This window comes from Pseudomonas sp. GW822-FHT02E03 (assembly GCF_058802325.1).
This window is the reverse complement of the sequence record NZ_JBXAOA010000009.1, coordinates 31408-48724: the sequence shown is the minus strand read 5'-3', so window position 1 is coordinate 48724 and position 17317 is coordinate 31408. Positions and strand designations below refer to the sequence as shown.

The window sequence follows — 17317 nt, the reverse complement described above, 5'->3', positions numbered from 1 at the left end:
GAGCGGGCCTGCTCGCGATGAGGCCCTGACAAACACCGAAAATCTCAGAGTCCGCTGATTTTCATCGGCTCAGCGGCCCTACTCCACTCTGCTTGAGAATGATCAAAACGGTTAAATCATCGACGCCTCAGGAACGAGTACTGGACTTGCCGTCCTTCGGTGGGAGGACGGTAATAACCCATTCATTTGATACCTCCTCATCCCACTGAAGTTTTGCCTTGAACTTGTGCACCCCAACATCTAGCTCGGGCGAGTAGCTAACCCACCTTAAGTCTTGATTTGAGGTGGTACTGAATATTGGAGCCTCACCGTCATTATCATAAATATGAACGGCCTGGTTTGCCTTCGATGCAGTGCCTCTTATCGTCACTATGGTGGATTCGGTGCTGGAGCCACTTTCGATCGGCTTACCGTCCAACCTCGAAGTAACCTCTGTGATTTCTAAAGTCATGATGAATCCCTTCTATTAGCTGATGGAAGCTATATCACATAGCAAACTCCGCATCCTCGCTACTGCCATAGTTGATAGGTCCGCGCGATTCCAGACAAACGGATATCACGTTTTCTCTCGGCGTCTAGTTAGCCATCCACACTAACCGGACATTCGAAAACACCGCATCCTTCGACCTCCCGGGCGCAAACTCCGGACAACAAAAAACCCGCTGAAATCACTTTCAGCGGGTTTCTCATTTTCAGCGGCCAGGAAGATCAGAAATCTTCCAACCGCCATACCTCATAAGCCGGCGTCTCGTAGGGATGGCTCTCTTTCAGAGCCACCACCACCGCCCGAATCAACTCATCGCTGACCACAAGCTCAACCTTCCATTCCTCAACCTGCTCGACCTGCCCCGCTTCACCAATAAACGGCTGACTGCCATCCAAAGGCCGAAACTGACCCAACCCAAACACCTGCCACGCGCAGTGATCATAAGCCCCGATCCGCCCACCACCGGCAGCGAACACAGCACTCTTGACCACCTCGACATGACTGGCCGGAACAAAAAAACCGAGCTTGTACACGGCAATCAGCTCCCCGCTCTTAGTTAACCCACACGCGAGCATTACGGAACATACGCATCCAAGGTGCGTCTTCGTTCCAGTCTTCCGAACGCCACGAGTTCTGCACGGCGCGGAACACACGCTCCGGGTGCGGCATCATGATGGTCACGCGACCGTCACGGCTGGTCAAACCGGTGATACCGCGCGGCGAGCCGTTCGGGTTGGCCGGGTAGTTTTCGGTGACCTTGCCGTGGTTGTCGACGAAACGCATCGCCACGCAACCCGACAGATCGGCTTCCAGCAACGCTTCTTCGCTGGCGAATTCGGCATGGCCTTCACCGTGCGCGATGGCGATTGGCATGCGCGAACCGGCCATGCCTTGCAGGAAGATCGAGTTCGACTCCTGGATCTGCACCATGGCAACGCGAGCTTCGAACTGCTCGGAACGGTTACGCACGAAGTGCGGCCAGAACTCGCTGCCCGGGATCAGCTCGTGCAGGTTGGACATCATCTGGCAACCGTTGCACACGCCGAGGGTGAAGCTGTCGTTACGTTCGAAGAAGCCCTGGAAGGCATCGCGAGCGCGACTGTTGAACAGTGCGGACTTGGCCCAGCCTTCACCGGCACCCAATACGTCGCCGTAAGAGAAACCGCCGCAAGCCACCAGACCTTTGAACTCGTTCAGGTCGACACGGCCGGCCAGAATGTCGCTCATGTGCACGTCGATCGCGTTGAAACCGGCGCGGTCGAACGCGGCTGCCATTTCCACCTGACCGTTGACGCCCTGCTCACGCAGCACGGCAACCTGTGGGCGGATGCCTTTCTTGATGTAAGGCGCGGCGACGTCCTGGTTGACGTCGTAGCTGAGCTTGACGCTCAGGCCCGGGTTGTCTTCTTCCAGCAGCACGTCGAACTCTTGTTCGGCGCAGTCGGCGTTATCACGCAGACGCTGGATCTGGTAGCTGGTCTCGGCCCACTGACGTTGCAGCAGACGACGCTGACCTTCGAACACGGTGTCGCCGTTGAAGGTGATGCTGATCTCGCCGTTGTTCATCGGCTGACCGATCACCGACACGCAGTCACCCAGGCCAGCTGCGCTGAACTGCGCGAGGATGTCCGGAGTGGCGTCCTGGCGAACCTGGATCACAGCACCCAGTTCTTCGTTGAACAGGATCGCGGCGATGTCGGCGGAGGTTTCTGCCAGACCGTCGAGGTTCAGGCTCAGGCCGCAGTGACCGGCGAAGGCCATTTCCACGACGCTGGTCAGCAGACCACCGTCGGAACGGTCGTGATAAGCCAGCAAATGACCGTCGGCGTTGAGGCCCTGGATCACGGCGAAGAAGGCTTTCAGGTCTTCGGCGTCATCGACGTCCGGGGCCTGCTTGCCGAGTTTGCCGTGAACCTGAGCGAGGATCGAAGCGCCCATGCGGTTCTGACCGCGACCGAGGTCGATCAGGATCAGGTCGGTGGTGCCCTTGTCCATGCGCAGTTGCGGGGTCATGGTCTGACGGATGTCAGCCACTGGGGCGAAGCCGGTCACGATCAGCGACATCGGCGAAGTCACCGTCTTGTCGACGCCTTCGTCGTTCCAGCGGGTGGCCATGGACATGGAGTCCTTGCCTACCGGAATGGTGATGCCGAGGTCCGGGCACAATTCCATGCCGACCGCTTTCACGGTGTCGTACAGACGCGCGTCTTCACCCGGGTGACCGGCGGCGGACATCCAGTTCGCCGACAGTTTGATGTCGGAGATTTTGGCGATGCGCGACGCCGCGATGTTGGTCAGGGTTTCGCCGATGGCCATGCGGCCCGACGCCGGAGCGTCCAGCAGAGCCAGCGGAGTACGCTCGCCCATGGCCATGGCTTCACCGGTGTAGACGTCGAAGCTGGTAGCGGTGACGGCAACGTCAGCCACCGGAACCTGCCACGGGCCGACCATCTGATCACGGGCCACGAGGCCGGTGATGGTACGGTCGCCGATGGTGATCAGGAAGCTTTTGCTGGCCACGGCCGGGTGATGCAGAACGCGCTCCACGCAGTCGGCGATCTCGAGGGTCGACGGATCGAAATCATCGCCCAGCTCGTTTTCGCGAACGGCCGAACGGTGCATGCGCGGGGCTTTGCCCAGCAGTACTTCGAGCGGCATGTCCACCGGGCTGTTGCCGAAGTGGCTGTCGGTCACGGTCAGTTGCGGTTCGGCAGTGGCTTCGCCGACCACGGCAAACGGGCAACGCTCACGTTCGCAGATCGCCTGGAAGCGTTCGAAGTCCGCAGGGCCGACTGCCAGAACGTAGCGTTCCTGGGATTCGTTACTCCAGATTTCGTGCGGGGCCATGCCCGGCTCGTCGTTTGGAATGTTGCGCAGCTCGAAGCGACCGCCACGGTTGCCGTCGTTGACCAGTTCCGGGAAGGCGTTGGACAGACCGCCCGCGCCGACGTCATGGATGAAGCTGATCGGGTTTTTATCACCCAACTGCCAGCAACGGTCGATGACTTCCTGGCAACGACGTTCCATTTCCGGGTTTTCGCGCTGTACCGATGCGAAGTCCAGATCCGCCGAACTGGTGCCGGTGGCCATGGAAGAGGCAGCACCGCCGCCCAGGCCGATCAACATCGCCGGGCCGCCGAGGACGATCAGCTTGGAGCCAACGGTGATCTCGCCCTTCTGCACGTGTTCGGCACGGATGTTACCCATGCCGCCAGCCAGCATGATCGGCTTGTGGTAACCGCGAACTTCGTCGCCACGCGGGGTGGTGATCGATTGTTCGAAGGTACGGAAATAACCGGTCAGGGCCGGACGACCGAATTCGTTGTTGAACGCGGCACCGCCCAACGGGCCTTCGATCATGATGTCCAGCGCGGTAACGATGCGCTCAGGCTTGCCGTATGGCACTTCCCACGGCTGTTCGAAGCCCGGGATCTGCAGGTTGGACACGGTGAAACCGGTCAGGCCAGCCTTTGGCTTGGCGCCGCGACCGGTTGCACCTTCGTCGCGAATCTCACCGCCGCTACCGGTGGACGCGCCCGGGAACGGGGCAATCGCGGTCGGGTGGTTGTGAGTTTCGACTTTCATCAGGATGTGCACCGGTTCCTGTACCGCGCCGTACTGGCGGGTTTCAGGGTCCGGGAAGAAACGGCCGGCGACGGAGCCAACGATTACCGAGGCGTTGTCCTTATAAGCCGACAGAACACCTTCGCTGTGCATCTGGTAGGTGTTCTTGATCATGCCGAACAGGCTTTTTTCCTGGCTCTGACCGTCGATGTCCCAACTGGCGTTGAAGATCTTGTGACGGCAGTGCTCGGAGTTCGCCTGGGCAAACATCATCAACTCGATGTCGTGCGGGTTGCGCTTCAAGCCGACGAAGGCTGCGACCAGATAGTCGATCTCGTCTTCGGCCAGGGCCAGACCCAGCTCGGTGTTGGCTTTTTCCAGCGCGGCGCGGCCGCCACCCAACACGTCGATCGCGGTCAGGGGCTTGGGTTCGGCGTGGCTGAACAGGCCGGCGGCTTGTTCAAGGTTGTCCAATACGATCTGGGTCATGCGGTCATGCAAGGCGTCTGCAATCAGCTGCGCTTCGGTATCGCTGAACTGGCCGGCGACGTAGAACGCGATACCGCGCTCCAGGCGCTGGACTTTGGTCAGGCCACAGTTGCGAGCGATGTCGCTGGCTTTACTGGACCACGGCGAGATAGTGCCGAAACGTGGCAACACCAGAAACAGACGACCGGTTGGCTCTTGTACTGGAACGCTTGGGCCGTACTTCAGAAGGCGCGCGAGCACCTGCTGTTCGTCGCCGGTCAGGACGCCGGTAACTTCGGCGAAGTGAGCGAATTCAGCATACAAGCCGCTGACAGCCGGAACCTTCTGGCTCAGTTGCTCAAGGAGTTTGCTGTGGCGAAAGGCAGAAAGGGCAGGAGCGCCGCGCAGGATCAACATCTTCGGGACAGCCTCGGGAAGGGGTGTGCTTTGAGGCCGTGCATTCTAGCCTAAACCGCCCGCGACAGCACCCGAAACGGTACGCACGGCTGTACCCGAACGTCGGGCCGGGTTTTCGGGCCCTGGACAGGCGCGCGCCGAGGGTTATTTTTTATCTCAAAAAATGCTGTTCGGGCCCATTCCTGCGGGCTCCAAGCGGGTTTTAGACTCTCTAGCAGACAAGCCCTTCGCTGTCGAGATATGGCGCTCGTGGTCCTTTGCGTATACTGCGCAGATGTTTTCCCCAACGGCTTTGCGTCCGCGGTACGCCAAATGGCTGATCGCAACCGGACTCTTCCTGGTGCTCGGTGGCTGTGTTGATAAACCCAACACGCTGGAGCGCGTAAAGGAGGATGGCGTGCTGCGGGTGGTTACCCGTAACAGTCCCGCCACCTACTTTCAGGATCGCAACGGTGAAACCGGCTTCGAATACGAGCTGGTGAAGCGCTTTGCCGAGGATCTGGGGGTCGAGCTCAAGATCGAAACTGCCGACAACCTCGACGACCTGTTCAATCAGGTGGGCAAGCCCAATGGCCCGGTGCTGGCTGCTGCCGGCCTGGTCAGCAGCGAAGAACGAAAAAAACAGGTACGGTTTTCCCACTCCTACCTCGAAGTCACCCCACAGATCATCTACCGCAACGGCCAGTCACGACCGACCGACGCAGGCGATCTGGTCGGCAAGAAGATCATGGTGCTCAAGGGCAGCACCCACGCCGAGCAATTGGCAGAGCTGAAAAAGAAATATCCCGGCATTGAATACGAAGAGTCCGACGCAGTTGAAGTCGTCGATTTGCTGCGCATGGTCGACGAAGCCCAGATCGATCTGACCCTGGTCGATTCCAACGAAGTCGCGATGAACCAGGTGTACTTCCCCAACGTGCGGGTCGCCTTCGACCTCGGTGACGCCAGCAATCAGAGCTGGGCCGTGGCCACCGGCGAAGACAACAGCCTGCTCAACGAGATCAACGATTACCTCGACAAAGTGAAGAAAAACGGCACCCTGCAACGCCTCAAGGATCGCTATTACGGGCACGTCGATGTACTCGGTTACATGGGCGCCTATACCTTCGCCCAGCATCTGCAGCAGCGGTTGCCCAAGTACGAACAGCATTTCAAGACGTACGCCAAGAAAGAGAAAGTCGACTGGCGTCTGCTGGCGGCGATCGGTTATCAGGAATCGCTGTGGCAAGCGGCGGTCACGTCCAAGACCGGCGTGCGTGGATTGATGATGCTGACCCAGAACACCGCGCAAGCCATGGGCGTGTCCAATCGACTCGACCCCAAGCAGAGCATCATGGGTGGGGCAAAGTACCTGGCCTATATGAAGGAGCAACTGGATGAGTCGATCCAGGAGCCGGATCGTACGTGGTTCGCGCTCGCAGCCTACAACGTCGGCAGCGGTCACCTGGATGACGCGCGCAAACTGGCGGCCAAGGAAGGGTTGAACCCGGACAAGTGGCTGGATGTGAAGAAAATCCTGCCGCGCCTGTCACAGAAACAGTGGTACAGCAAGACTCGTTACGGCTACGCCCGGGGCGGCGAGCCGGTGCATTTCGTGGCGAACATCCGTCGTTACTACGACATCCTGACGTGGGTCACGCAGCCGCAGCTGGAAGGCAATCAGGTCGCTGAAGGCAACCTGCATGTGCCGGGGGTCGACAAGACCAAGCCGAGCCAGGAAACCCCACCGCTTTAAATCTTCGCAGCCTTCAAAGACGCCATCGCGGGCAAGCCACGCTCCCACAGGTCCGCGTCGAATATTCAACTGTCGTTCAACTCGGACCTGTGGGAGCGTGGCTTGCCCGCGAAGGCAGCGCCGCCGATCTCAACCTTTCAGTGCAGCAGCCAGAATCAGCGCTTTCATTTCCGACACCGCCGACTTGAACCCGACGAACAACGCATGGGCCACCAGCGCATGGCCGATGTTCAGTTCATTGATGCCCTTGATCGCCGCAACAGCCTCGACGTTGTGATAGTGCAGACCGTGACCGGCGTTGACGATCAGACCTTGGGCCAGACCAAATGCCACGCCATCGGCCACGCGCTTGAGCTCTTCAGCGACTTCGGCTGGCGTCTCGGCATCCGCATAACGCCCGGTGTGCAATTCGATGGCTGGCGCACCAACACGGCGGGATGCTTCGATCTGCCGCTCGTCAGCGTCGATGAACAGCGATACTTCACAGCCGATCTTCGCCAGGCGATCCACCGCAGCCTTGATCCGCGCCTCCTGCCCTGCCACGTCCAGACCGCCTTCGGTGGTCAGTTCCTGACGGGTTTCCGGGACCAGGCAAATGTGCGCCGGGCGGATGCGTTCGGCGAACACCATCATTTCTTCGGTGACGCCCATTTCGAAGTTCATGCGGGTTTGCAGCACGTCCTTGAGCAGCAACACATCGCGTTCCTGAATGTGCCGACGGTCTTCGCGCAAGTGCACGGTGATGCCGTCAGCACCCGCCTCTTCCGCGTCCAGCGCTGCCTTGACTGGATCCGGGTAGCGAGTACCCCGGGCCTGACGCAGGGTGGCAACGTGGTCGATGTTCACGCCAAGAAGAATGCGATTGCTGGTGGTCACGGAAGCGCTCCTGAAATAAGGGAAAGTTCGGTGCACAGCATACACGGGGAGCTTGGCTCTGTTGACGCAAGCATCAACAGTTCCTATGGCTTGCGAAACTATGGCTTACGAAACAACTCGCGACTGACTAGAGGACGACCGCCCAGATGAACGGCCAGCGCCTGACGCATCAAGCGCTTGGCAGCGGACAGCGCGCCGGGCGCGGACCAGTCGGCATCGGCCATGGCCAGCAATTCAGTGCCGTTGAACAGACCCGGTTGCAGCAGATAGACCCGTTCCAGGCCTGCATCCACTTGTAAGCGGTAGAGGCCATCCGGCGCGATGGGGTCGCCATGGATATCAGTGTTCAAGGCGAAACCGTAACCGAGGTCGTCGAGCAAACGCCATTCGAAGGAGCGCAGCAATGGCTCCAATGGACGGCCTTCGGCCAGGGCGAGCAAGGTCGCGGCGTAGTGATCGAAGACTGCGGGATGGGGGTCTTCGGCGGGCAGCAGACGGATCAGCAATTCGTTGAGGTAGAGACCGCTGAACAGCGCCTCACCGTTGAGCCAGGTGGAAACACCGGCGCTTTCCATGCGACCGACGTTTTTCAATTCACCCCGCCCACGGAATTCGACTTCCAGCGGCACAAACGGCCGCGCCAATGTCCCGGCCTTGCCCCGCGCGCTACGCAACACCGCCCGCAGCCGACCTTGCGGCGTAAGGAAATCCACCAGCGCACTGCTTTCGCGGTAGGCGCGGGAGTGGAGGACGTACGCGGGTTGGGCGATGGGCTGGGTTGGAGACATGGGAATCGCAGTTCTCAATGAAGGAGCGCAGTTCTACAAACAACCAAAACCAATGTGGGAGCGGGCTTGCCCGCGATGGCGGACTTACATTCAACATCTCTGCTGAATGTTACATCCTCATCGCGGGCAAGCCCGCTCCCACAGGGTTCTACGGTGCAGCGCAGACCGGTGTTACAGATCGCCGTAACCCAGCGAACGCAACGCACGTTCGTCATCGGACCAGCCGCCCTTAACCTTGACCCACAGGTTGAGCATGATCTTGGAGTCGAACAGCAGCTCCATGTCCTTGCGCGCCTCGGTGCCGATGCGCTTGATGCGCTCGCCCTTGTCGCCAATGATGATTTTTTTCTGGCCGTCACGTTCGACGAGGATCAACGCATGGATGTGCAGGGTTTTGCCCTGCTGCTTGAACTCTTCGATTTCCACGGTGATCTGGTACGGCAGCTCGGCGCCCAACTGGCGCATGATTTTCTCGCGCACCAGTTCAGCGGCAAGGAAGCGGCTGCTGCGGTCAGTGATCTGATCTTCCGGGAAGAAGTGATCGTTTTCCGGCAGGTGCTCGGCGATCACTCGTTCCAGCGCGTCCAGGTTGTGCCCGTGCTGGGCCGAGATCGGCATGATCTGCGCGTTCGGCAGCTGTTCCTGCAACCAGCTCAGGTGCGGCATCAGCTCGGACTTGTCTTCGATACGATCGGTCTTGTTCAGCGCCACGATCAGCGGGCCGGTCACGTATTGAACGCGCTCGAGGACCATCTGGTCTTCGTCGGTCCACTTGGTGCGGTCAACCACGAAGATCACCACGTCGACGTCTTTCAACGCCGCCGAAGCGGTCTTGTTCATGTAGCGGTTCAGAGCCTTTTCGCCGCCCTTGTGCATGCCCGGGGTGTCGACGTAGATCGCCTGAACGGCGCCTTCGGTCTTGATACCGAGCATGTTGTGACGGGTGGTCTGCGGCTTGCGCGAGGTGATCGCCAGCTTCTGACCCAGAATGTGGTTCAGCAGCGTGGACTTGCCCACGTTGGGACGGCCGACGATGGCAACATAGCCACAGCGAGTTGCGGTTGAATCAGTCATTGCCATTCTCCACACCCAGGGCAATCAGTGCTGCGGCGGCCGCTACCTGTTCGGCAATACGACGACTCACACCCTGACCTCGGCTTTTTTCATTCAGTAAGATGATTTCACATTCGACGAAGAACGTCCGGCAATGCGGCTCACCCTGGATATCCACCACTTCGTAACGCGGCAGCTCACAACCACGGGACTGCAGGAATTCCTGCAGGCGGGTTTTCGGATCTTTGTTGGTGTCGACCAGCGTCAAGCCTTCGAACTCTCCGGCCAGCCAGGCCAGCACGCGCTCGCGCGCCATGTCCATGCCGGCGTCCAGATAGATCGCACCAATCAGCGCTTCCAGGGCATCGGCCAGAATCGATTCGCGACGGAAACCACCGCTTTTCAATTCGCCGGAGCCCAGGCGCAGGTATTCGCCCAGATCGAAACCACGGGCCAGTACGGCCAGGGTTTCACCTTTCACCAAGCGGGCGCGCAAACGCGACAACTGGCCTTCGCGGGCCAGCGGGAAGCGATCGAACAGCGCCTCGCCAGCGACGAAGTTGAGGATGGCATCACCGAGGAACTCCAGGCGTTCATTGTTGCGCCCGGCAAAGCTGCGGTGAGTCAGGGCCAGGACCATCAGTTCCTGGTCTTTGAAGGTGTAGCCGAGCTGACGCTCTAGACGGCTTAAGGAGACGCTCACGGTTTACCCACGCTGAGTTCGTGGCTGGATTCCACCGCCATCGCCGTGGTGCGGCGCAGGCTTGGGACAATTAACGCTGTGTTCAAAAATAACGTCCTGAATATCGTTGTTTTCATGCGTCCGGTGCCGATTATGCCGACTCCAGAAATGCATTCGGCGCTGTGTTCAACAGCGCCGTGTGTGATTACTTGATCAGGCCAACCCGCGAGAAATTCGGCAGGTGACTGAGTTTGGGTTCCGGCCAGCTCATCCAGACTGCGAAGGCCTTGCCGACGATATTCTTGTCGGGAACCATGCCCAGCAGATTCTTGGGAATACTCGGATCATCCCAGTAGCGACTGTCATTCGAGTTGTCGCGGTTGTCGCCCATCATGAAGTAGTGCCCGGCAGGCACGGTCCACGAACGATCCGGCGCTGCGCGGTAGCGGCTCATTTCCTTGCGGATAAGGTGCTCGGCAATGCCGAGTTTTTCCTTGTAGAGCTCGGCGCTGCCCAACGTGCCCGGCTCGGAGCCGACCAGTTGTTCGGCGATCGATTCACCGTTGACGAACAGACGCTTGTCTGCGGTATAGCGAATCTGGTCACCCGGCAGGCCAACCACACGCTTGATGTAATTGACGTTCGGGTCGCTCGGGTAGCGGAACACCATCACATCACCGCGCTGCGGATCACCGACTTCGATGACTTTCTTGTCGATCACCGGCAGGCGGATCCCGTAAGAAAATTTGTTCACCAGAATGAAGTCGCCGACGTCCAGGGTCGGTTTCATCGAGCCGGAAGGAATCTGGAACGGTTCCACCAGGAACGAACGCAGCACCAGTACGATGAACAACACCGGGAAGAACGACTTGCCGTATTCGACCAGCAGCGGCTCTTTGTTCAGTTTCTCGACCACCACCATGTCAGCCTGGCTGACGCTTCCTTGATAGGAGTTAATGGCAGCCCGGCGCCGTGGCGCCAGGAACAGCAGATCGAGCAACGCCAACAGGCCGCAGACGAACACGGCGATGACCAGCAACAGCGGGAAATTTAGTGACATAGGACCTAACTATCCAACCTGAGCACTGCAAGGAAGGCTTCTTGTGGAATCTCCACGTTACCGACCTGCTTCATGCGTTTCTTACCGGCCTTTTGCTTTTCCAGCAGCTTTTTCTTACGGCTGACGTCACCACCGTAGCATTTGGCCAATACGTTCTTTCTGAGCGCCTTGACGGTTGTCCGCGCCACAATCTGCCCGCCAATGGCGGCCTGGATTGCCACGTCGAACATCTGCCGCGGAATCAGTTCTTTCATCTTCTCGGTCAACTGGCGACCTTTGTAGTGCGCATTGTCACGGTGCACGATCAACGCCAGGGCGTCGACCTTGTCGCCGTTGATCAGCACGTCCAGTTTCACCAGACTAGCCGATTGGTAACGATCGAAATGGTAATCCAGCGAAGCATAGCCACGGCTGGTGGATTTCAGACGGTCAAAGAAGTCGAGGACCACTTCGTTCATCGGCAAATCGTAGGTCACTTGTACCTGGGTACCGAGGAACAGCATGTCGTGCTGCACGCCACGCTTTTCGATACACAGGGTAATGACGTTACCCAGGTGTTCTTGCGGCACAAGGATATTGGCCCGCACGATCGGCTCACGCATGTCTTCGATCGACGACAGGTCCGGGAGCTTGGACGGGTTATCGACGTAAATCGTTTCGCCGGTTTTCAGCAGCAGCTCGAAGATTACCGTCGGCGCCGTGGTGATCAGGTCCAGGTTGTATTCGCGCTCCAGGCGCTCCTGGATGATTTCCATGTGCAGCATGCCGAGGAAGCCGCAACGGAAGCCGAAACCCAGTGCGTCTGAGCTTTCCGGTGTGTATTGCAGCGACGAATCGTTGAGGGTGAGCTTTTGCAGCGCCTCGCGGAAGTCTTCGAAGTCGTCGGAGCTGACCGGGAACAAACCGGCGTACACCTGCGGCTGAATGCGTTTGAAGCCTGGCAGCACATCGACGTCCGGCGTCGAGCTCAAGGTCAGGGTATCGCCCACTGGCGCACCGTGAATGTCCTTGATGCTGGCGATGATGAAGCCCACTTCACCGGCCTTCAGGTCGACGGTAGGGGTGTGTTTCGGATTGAATACACCGACGCTGTCCACCAGGTGGATCTTGCCGGTGGACTTGACGAGGATCTTGTCGCCCTTCTTCACACGCCCGTGGCGCACGCGTACCAGGGAAACAACGCCCAGGTAGTTGTCGAACCAGGAGTCGATGATCAACGCTTGCAGCGGATCTTCGTAGTTGCCGGTCGGCGCGGGAATGGTGTGAACCAGGCGTTCGAGCACTTCGTCGACGCCCAGGCCAGTCTTGGCGCTGCACTCGACCGCATCGGTGGCATCAATGCCGATGATTTTTTCGATTTCTTCTTTGACGCGGTCCGGATCGGCCTGTGGCAGGTCGATCTTGTTCAGGACTGGCATGACTTCCAGGCCCTGCTCGATCGCCGTGTAGCAGTTGGCAACCGACTGCGCTTCAACGCCCTGACCGGCATCGACCACCAGCAACGCACCTTCACAGGCCGCCAGCGACCGGCTGACTTCGTAGGTGAAGTCAACGTGGCCGGGGGTGTCAATGAAGTTCAGCTGGTACTTGATACCATCGCGGGCGGTGTAATAAAGGGTGACGCTGTGGGCCTTGATGGTGATCCCGCGTTCACGCTCCAGGTCCATGGAGTCCAGCACCTGGGCTTCCATTTCGCGCTCGGCAAGGCCGCCGCACATTTGGATGAAGCGATCGGCCAGCGTCGACTTGCCATGGTCAATGTGGGCGATGATGGAGAAATTGCGGATATGACTCAAATCACTCACGGATCAACACTCAAAAAGGCTGCAGGCATAGCCCGCCGAAAAATAGCCGGGAATTGTACCTGATCCACGACGCAAGCGTCACGTTCGCAGGTCAGACGGCGCGTACAAAAACGCCCCGGTCTTGCGACAGGGGCGTTTTGAGTGACAAGCCTTTCGGGAATAACCCGCGATCAACCGGCCCGGCGCAACAACCAGACCCCGGCCAGGGCACAGACTCCGGCCGGCACCAGCACCGCAAACAGCGGCGAGAAACCGAATACCAGGCTCGAAGGGCCGAGCAAATCCTGGACAATGCGGAAGGTGAAGCCCACCAACACACCGGTAAAGACTCGCTGACCGAGGGTTACCGAACGCAGCGGGCCGAAGATGAAGGAAATCGCCATCAGCACCAATGCAGCGGTCACCAGCGGCTGCAACACCTTGACCCAAAACGCCAGCCAGTACCGACCGTTGCTCAGGCCCTGGTCAGCCAGGTAGTGGATGTAACTCCACAGACCGGTGATCGACAGTGATTCAGGCGCCATCACCACAGTGCTCAGCAATTGCGGGCTCAGTGCTACCTCCCAACGCTCCACCGGAGTCGTCACCACTTCGGTGTTCTTTTCATGGAACAACGTGGTCGTGACGTCGCTCAGTTGCCAGTGATCCGTGTCGAATTCCGCGCGCTTGGCGAAGCTCGAAGACAGGATGTGGCGCTGATCATCGAAGCGATAACGGGTCACGCCGTACAGCAGACCATTGGGTTGCACGGAGTTGACGTGAATGAACTCGTCACCCTGACGGTGCCACAGACCATGCTTGGCGCTTTGCGCATCGCCACTGCCCTGGGCCAGCGAGCGGTTGGCCTGAGCGGTGACTTCTGTTGCCGGCGCGACGTATTCACCGATCACCAGCCCCACCACCATCAAAAGCAGCATCGGCTTCATGACAGCCCAGACGATCCGCCCGAGCGACACGCCCGCAGCGCGCATGATGGTCAGTTCGCTGTGGCTGGCCAGGCTGCCGAGGCCGATCAGGCAACCGATCAGCGCCGCCATTGGCAACATGTCGTACAGACGGCGCGGCGCAGTCAGCAACACATAGCTCAGGACATCCGCCAACGTGTAGGTATCGCTGACGTCGCCCATCTCATCGATGAAGGCAAACAACGTTGCCAGACCCAGAATGATCCCCAGTACCGCCAGGATCGCCATGAACACGCTGCTACCAATGTAGCGATCGAGCTTATCCACGGGCCACCTCCAGCGCACTGCGGCGACTCGCCATCTTCAAGCGCAACGGCTCCCAGTACAGCAAGCCCAGGCCGATGGCCAGGAAGATCGCATGCACCCACCACAAGCCCAATGCCGCCGGAATCTTGCCCTTTTCGAGGGCACCGCGAGCGGCAATCAGGATGGTCAGGTAAGCCATATAAAGAAGAATCGCCGGCAGCAGCTTGAGGAAACGGCCCTGACGCGGGTTGACCCGCGACAGCGGCACCGCCATCAGGGTCACGATGAAGACCAGCAACGGCAGCGACAGACGCCATTGCAATTCGGTGCGCGAGCGGATGTCATCGCTGCCCAACAGGGAGCGGGTGGTCATCGCATCGCGATCGGTGACTTCGTCGCTGACGTCCGGCTTGGGCAGCAATACGCCGTACTCGTCGTATTTGATGGCGCGGTAATCGGCCTGCCCCGGATTACCGTCATAGCGATAGCCGTTGTCGAGAATCAGATACCGATTGCCGTCGGGGCGAATTTCCTGACGGCCCTTCTCGGCCACCAATACGGAAATCCCGCGGTCCTTCTTGTCGGAATTCACATTCTTTTGCGAAATGAACACGCCGCCCAGATTGACGCGATCATCCGACAATTGCTCGGTGTAGGTCACCCGAGTACCGTCGCGCAAAGCCTGGAAGCGGCCAGGCTCAAGGGTATCGAATTCCGTCAGTGCGTCCTGCTTGTTCAGCAGCAGCTGGAACTGATTGGCACCTTGTGGCGCCAGGCTCAGGCTCAGCCAAGCCACCACCAGCGCAACCAGCGTGGCCGGAAACAGGGTGATGCGAAACAGTCGCTGCTGGCTCATGCCGGTGGCCGACAGCACGGTCATTTCGCTGTCGAGGTACAGACGACCGTAGGCCAGCAGGATGCCGAGAAACAGCCCCAAAGGCAGGATCAACTGCAGGAAACCTGGCAGACGAAAGCCCATGATCAGGAACAGTGAGCCCGGATCCAGGGCGCCAGAGGCCGCTTGGGCGAGGTACTTGATGAAGCGTCCGCTCATGATGATGACCAGCAGCACGGCGCTGACGGCGCTCAAGGTCAACAGGACTTCGCGGGAAAGATAACGGAAGACAATCAAACCAGACACTCCAGGGTTGTCAGGCTAAGCGGCCAAACAAACAAACGTATCGGTCGGCCCGCAGGGCAGAGCCGCCGAAAAAGATGGCGCATTATCCTGTGATTGGGTGCGCCTGTCACTGCGCACGCTCAAGCAGACACCTGAACCACCGAAGTTCGCACGACCGAGGGTTGTCAGGCGCCGGTAGCGAGGTTCAAACTGCGGCCTTTGTCGCTGGCACTGCACCGGCGTCCTTCTACTTATAAGCAAGCTTCTGCGCGTCGCGCACTTTGACCATTAATTCAGGGACCCAGACATGGAACTGGTTGTAAAAAGCGTTAGCCCGGAAACGTTGAAGACCGCCACGCTGGTGGTCGCCGTCGGCGAAGGCCGCAAACTCGGCGCCGTTGCCAAACAACTCGACGAACTGAGCGGTGGCACCATCAGTGCCGTGCTCAAGCGCGGCGACCTGGCCGGCAAAGTCGGCCAGAGCCTGTTGCTGCACAGCCTGCCTAACCTCAAGGCCGAGCGCGTGTTGCTGGTGGGCGTAGGCAAAGATGAAGAGCTGGGCGATCGCCCGTTCCGCAAAATCATCGCCGGCATCCTCAACACCCTTAAAGGCCTGGGCGGCAGCGATGCAGTGCTGGCCCTGGACGAAGTCGTAGTCAAAGGCCGCGACAGCTATGGCAAGAACCGCCTGCTGGCAGAAACCCTGGTAGATGGCGAATACACCTTCGACCAGTTCAAGAGCCAGAAAGCCGACCCGCTCGCCCTGAAGAAAATCACCCTGGTGACCATTAAGGCCGCACAGGCTGAAGTCGAACGCGCCGTGGCCCATGCCACCGCGATCGCCAATGGCATGGCCTTCACCCGTAACCTGGGCAACCTGCCGCCAAACATCTGCCACCCGACGTTCCTGGGCGAGCAAGCCAAGAACCTGGGCAAAGAATTCAAGAGCCTGAAAGTCGAAGTCCTCGATGAGAAGAAGATCAAGGACCTGGGCATGGGCTCGTTCTACGCCGTTGGCCAGGGCAGCGCCCAGCCGCCGCGCCTGATCGTCATGCAATACAACGGCGGCAAGAAATCCGAGAAGCCGTACGCACTGGTCGGCAAAGGCATCACCTTCGACACCGGCGGCATCAGCCTCAAGCCGGGCGCCGGCATGGATGAAATGAAGTACGACATGGGCGGCGCCGCCAGCGTGTTCGGTACCTTGCGTGCCGTGCTTGAGCTGAAACTGCCGATCAACCTGGTGTGCATCCTGGCCTGCGCCGAGAACATGCCGAGCGGCAACGCTTCGCGTCCGGGCGACATCGTCACCACCATGAGCGGCCTGACCGTGGAAATCCTCAACACCGACGCCGAAGGCCGCCTGGTGCTGTGCGATGCCCTGACCTACTCCGAACGCTTCAAGCCGCAAGCGGTAATCGACATCGCCACCCTGACCGGCGCGTGTGTCGTCGCACTGGGTTCCCACACCTCGGGCCTGCTGGGCAACAACGACGAGCTGATCGGCCAACTGCTGAGCGCCGGCCAATCCGCCGACGACCGCGCCTGGCAACTGCCGCTGTTCGATGAATATCAAGAGCAGCTGGACAGCCCGTTCGCCGACATCGCCAACATTGGCGGCCCGAAAGCCGGCACCATCACCGCTGCCTGCTTCCTGTCGCGCTTCACCAAGAACCTGAACTGGGCGCACCTGGACATCGCCGGCACGGCCTGGACCAGCGGCGGCAAGGACAAGGGCGCCACTGGCCGTCCGGTTCCCCTGCTGACCCAATACCTGCTGGACCGCGCCAAAGCCTGAAACCGATGAAGGGGGGCGTTCTCAACTAGTTTTCACGCCGCGCCGGGTCTGCTGTTGTGCAGGGCAAGGCGCGAGAAGCGTGGTTTGGTCATTCCAAATAAGCTTCGAGCAACGCAGCCCTGCACAACAGCAGGCCCGGCCCTTCGGGTTGTGCCTTAAAGCGGGCCAGCCTGCGTTGCAGGCCTTGGAAAGGGAACAACCATTCCCAGCGGCCTGCGCCTTGCCTGGCCCGCTCTAAGGCGACAACGCGGCG

General features: G+C 59.6%; 13 protein-coding genes. 2 read left to right on the top strand and 11 right to left on the bottom strand.

The genetic code is table 11. The features are described from left to right. Positions 1 to 127 precede the first annotated feature (127 nt). The 3 genes from AC1RQB_RS09560 to purL all read right to left on the bottom strand — a co-directional run bounded on the left by AC1RQB_RS09560 (position 128) and on the right by purL (position 4936). Positions 128 to 451, bottom strand: a complete 324-nt coding sequence (locus AC1RQB_RS09560; RefSeq protein WP_063341459.1) for a hypothetical protein — start codon at positions 449 to 451, stop codon at positions 128 to 130. A gap of 257 nt (positions 452 to 708) precedes the next feature. Continuing rightward, entirely contained in the window at positions 709 to 1020 is a 312-nt protein-coding gene (locus AC1RQB_RS09555) for a YqfO family protein (RefSeq protein WP_007905538.1), read from the bottom strand. Positions 1021 to 1039: 19 nt separating this feature from the next. Further along, entirely contained in the window at positions 1040 to 4936 is a 3897-nt protein-coding gene (gene purL, locus AC1RQB_RS09550; protein WP_008073134.1) for a phosphoribosylformylglycinamidine synthase, read from the bottom strand. 274 nt (positions 4937 to 5210) lie between these two features. Here purL and mltF point away from each other — a divergent pair, with 274 nt between their 5' ends. Next, entirely contained in the window at positions 5211 to 6671 is a 1461-nt protein-coding gene (mltF, locus tag AC1RQB_RS09545; RefSeq protein ID WP_063341460.1) for a membrane-bound lytic murein transglycosylase MltF, read from the top strand. A gap of 129 nt (positions 6672 to 6800) precedes the next feature. Here mltF and pdxJ read toward each other — a convergent pair whose 3' ends face one another. The 8 genes from pdxJ to lptF all read right to left on the bottom strand — a co-directional run bounded on the left by pdxJ (position 6801) and on the right by lptF (position 15278). After that, positions 6801 to 7547 carry a pyridoxine 5'-phosphate synthase gene (gene pdxJ / locus AC1RQB_RS09540; protein WP_063341461.1) on the bottom strand — a complete coding sequence of 249 codons (747 nt, stop codon included), beginning with the start codon at positions 7545 to 7547 and terminating at the stop codon, positions 6801 to 6803. A 98-nt stretch (positions 7548 to 7645) separates the two neighbouring features. Next, positions 7646 to 8335 carry a DNA repair protein RecO gene (recO, locus tag AC1RQB_RS09535; RefSeq protein WP_063341462.1) on the bottom strand — a complete coding sequence of 230 codons (690 nt, stop codon included), beginning with the start codon at positions 8333 to 8335 and terminating at the stop codon, positions 7646 to 7648. A gap of 171 nt (positions 8336 to 8506) precedes the next feature. After that, entirely contained in the window at positions 8507 to 9409 is a 903-nt protein-coding gene (gene era, locus AC1RQB_RS09530; protein WP_008073130.1) for a GTPase Era, read from the bottom strand. Further along, positions 9402 to 10091 carry a ribonuclease III gene (rnc, locus tag AC1RQB_RS09525; RefSeq protein ID WP_007905528.1) on the bottom strand — a complete coding sequence of 230 codons (690 nt, stop codon included), beginning with the start codon at positions 10089 to 10091 and terminating at the stop codon, positions 9402 to 9404. Before rnc ends, era begins: the two co-directional genes overlap by 8 nt. A gap of 184 nt (positions 10092 to 10275) precedes the next feature. Beyond that, positions 10276 to 11130: a signal peptidase I gene (lepB, locus tag AC1RQB_RS09520; protein ID WP_008073129.1), complete on the bottom strand. Its 855-nt coding sequence runs from the start codon at positions 11128 to 11130 to the stop codon at positions 10276 to 10278. 5 nt (positions 11131 to 11135) lie between these two features. Further along, a complete protein-coding gene (lepA, locus tag AC1RQB_RS09515) occupies positions 11136 to 12935 on the bottom strand; it encodes a translation elongation factor 4 (RefSeq protein WP_007905525.1) in 1800 nt (599 codons plus the stop codon). A 170-nt stretch (positions 12936 to 13105) separates the two neighbouring features. After that, positions 13106 to 14167, bottom strand: a complete 1062-nt coding sequence (gene lptG, locus AC1RQB_RS09510; protein WP_063341463.1) for an LPS export ABC transporter permease LptG — start codon at positions 14165 to 14167, stop codon at positions 13106 to 13108. Beyond that, complete coding sequence (gene lptF / locus AC1RQB_RS09505) at positions 14160 to 15278, bottom strand: LPS export ABC transporter permease LptF (RefSeq protein ID WP_063341464.1); 1119 nt, start codon at positions 15276 to 15278, stop codon at positions 14160 to 14162. The genes lptG and lptF overlap by 8 nt, the downstream gene beginning before the upstream one ends. A 295-nt stretch (positions 15279 to 15573) precedes the next feature. On the opposite strand from lptF, the gene AC1RQB_RS09500 reads away from it, so the two are divergent. Then, the gene (locus tag AC1RQB_RS09500; protein ID WP_063341465.1) at positions 15574 to 17064 is read left to right on the top strand and encodes a leucyl aminopeptidase; all 1491 of its coding nucleotides are present in this window, start codon (positions 15574 to 15576) and stop codon (positions 17062 to 17064) included. The last annotated feature ends 253 nt before the right edge of the window (positions 17065 to 17317 follow it).

Coding starts and splice junctions, on each gene's coding strand:
- lepB (WP_008073129.1), bottom strand. CDS start 11,130: ATGTCACTAAATTTCCCGCTGTTGCTGGTCATCGCCGTGTTCGTCTGC.
- AC1RQB_RS09560 (WP_063341459.1), bottom strand. CDS start 451: ATGACTTTAGAAATCACAGAGGTTACTTCGAGGTTGGACGGTAAGCCG.
- recO (WP_063341462.1), bottom strand. CDS start 8,335: ATGTCTCCAACCCAGCCCATCGCCCAACCCGCGTACGTCCTCCACTCC.
- mltF (WP_063341460.1), top strand. CDS start 5,211: ATGTTTTCCCCAACGGCTTTGCGTCCGCGGTACGCCAAATGGCTGATC.
- purL (WP_008073134.1), bottom strand. CDS start 4,936: ATGTTGATCCTGCGCGGCGCTCCTGCCCTTTCTGCCTTTCGCCACAGC.
- AC1RQB_RS09500 (WP_063341465.1), top strand. CDS start 15,574: ATGGAACTGGTTGTAAAAAGCGTTAGCCCGGAAACGTTGAAGACCGCC.
- era (WP_008073130.1), bottom strand. CDS start 9,409: ATGACTGATTCAACCGCAACTCGCTGTGGCTATGTTGCCATCGTCGGC.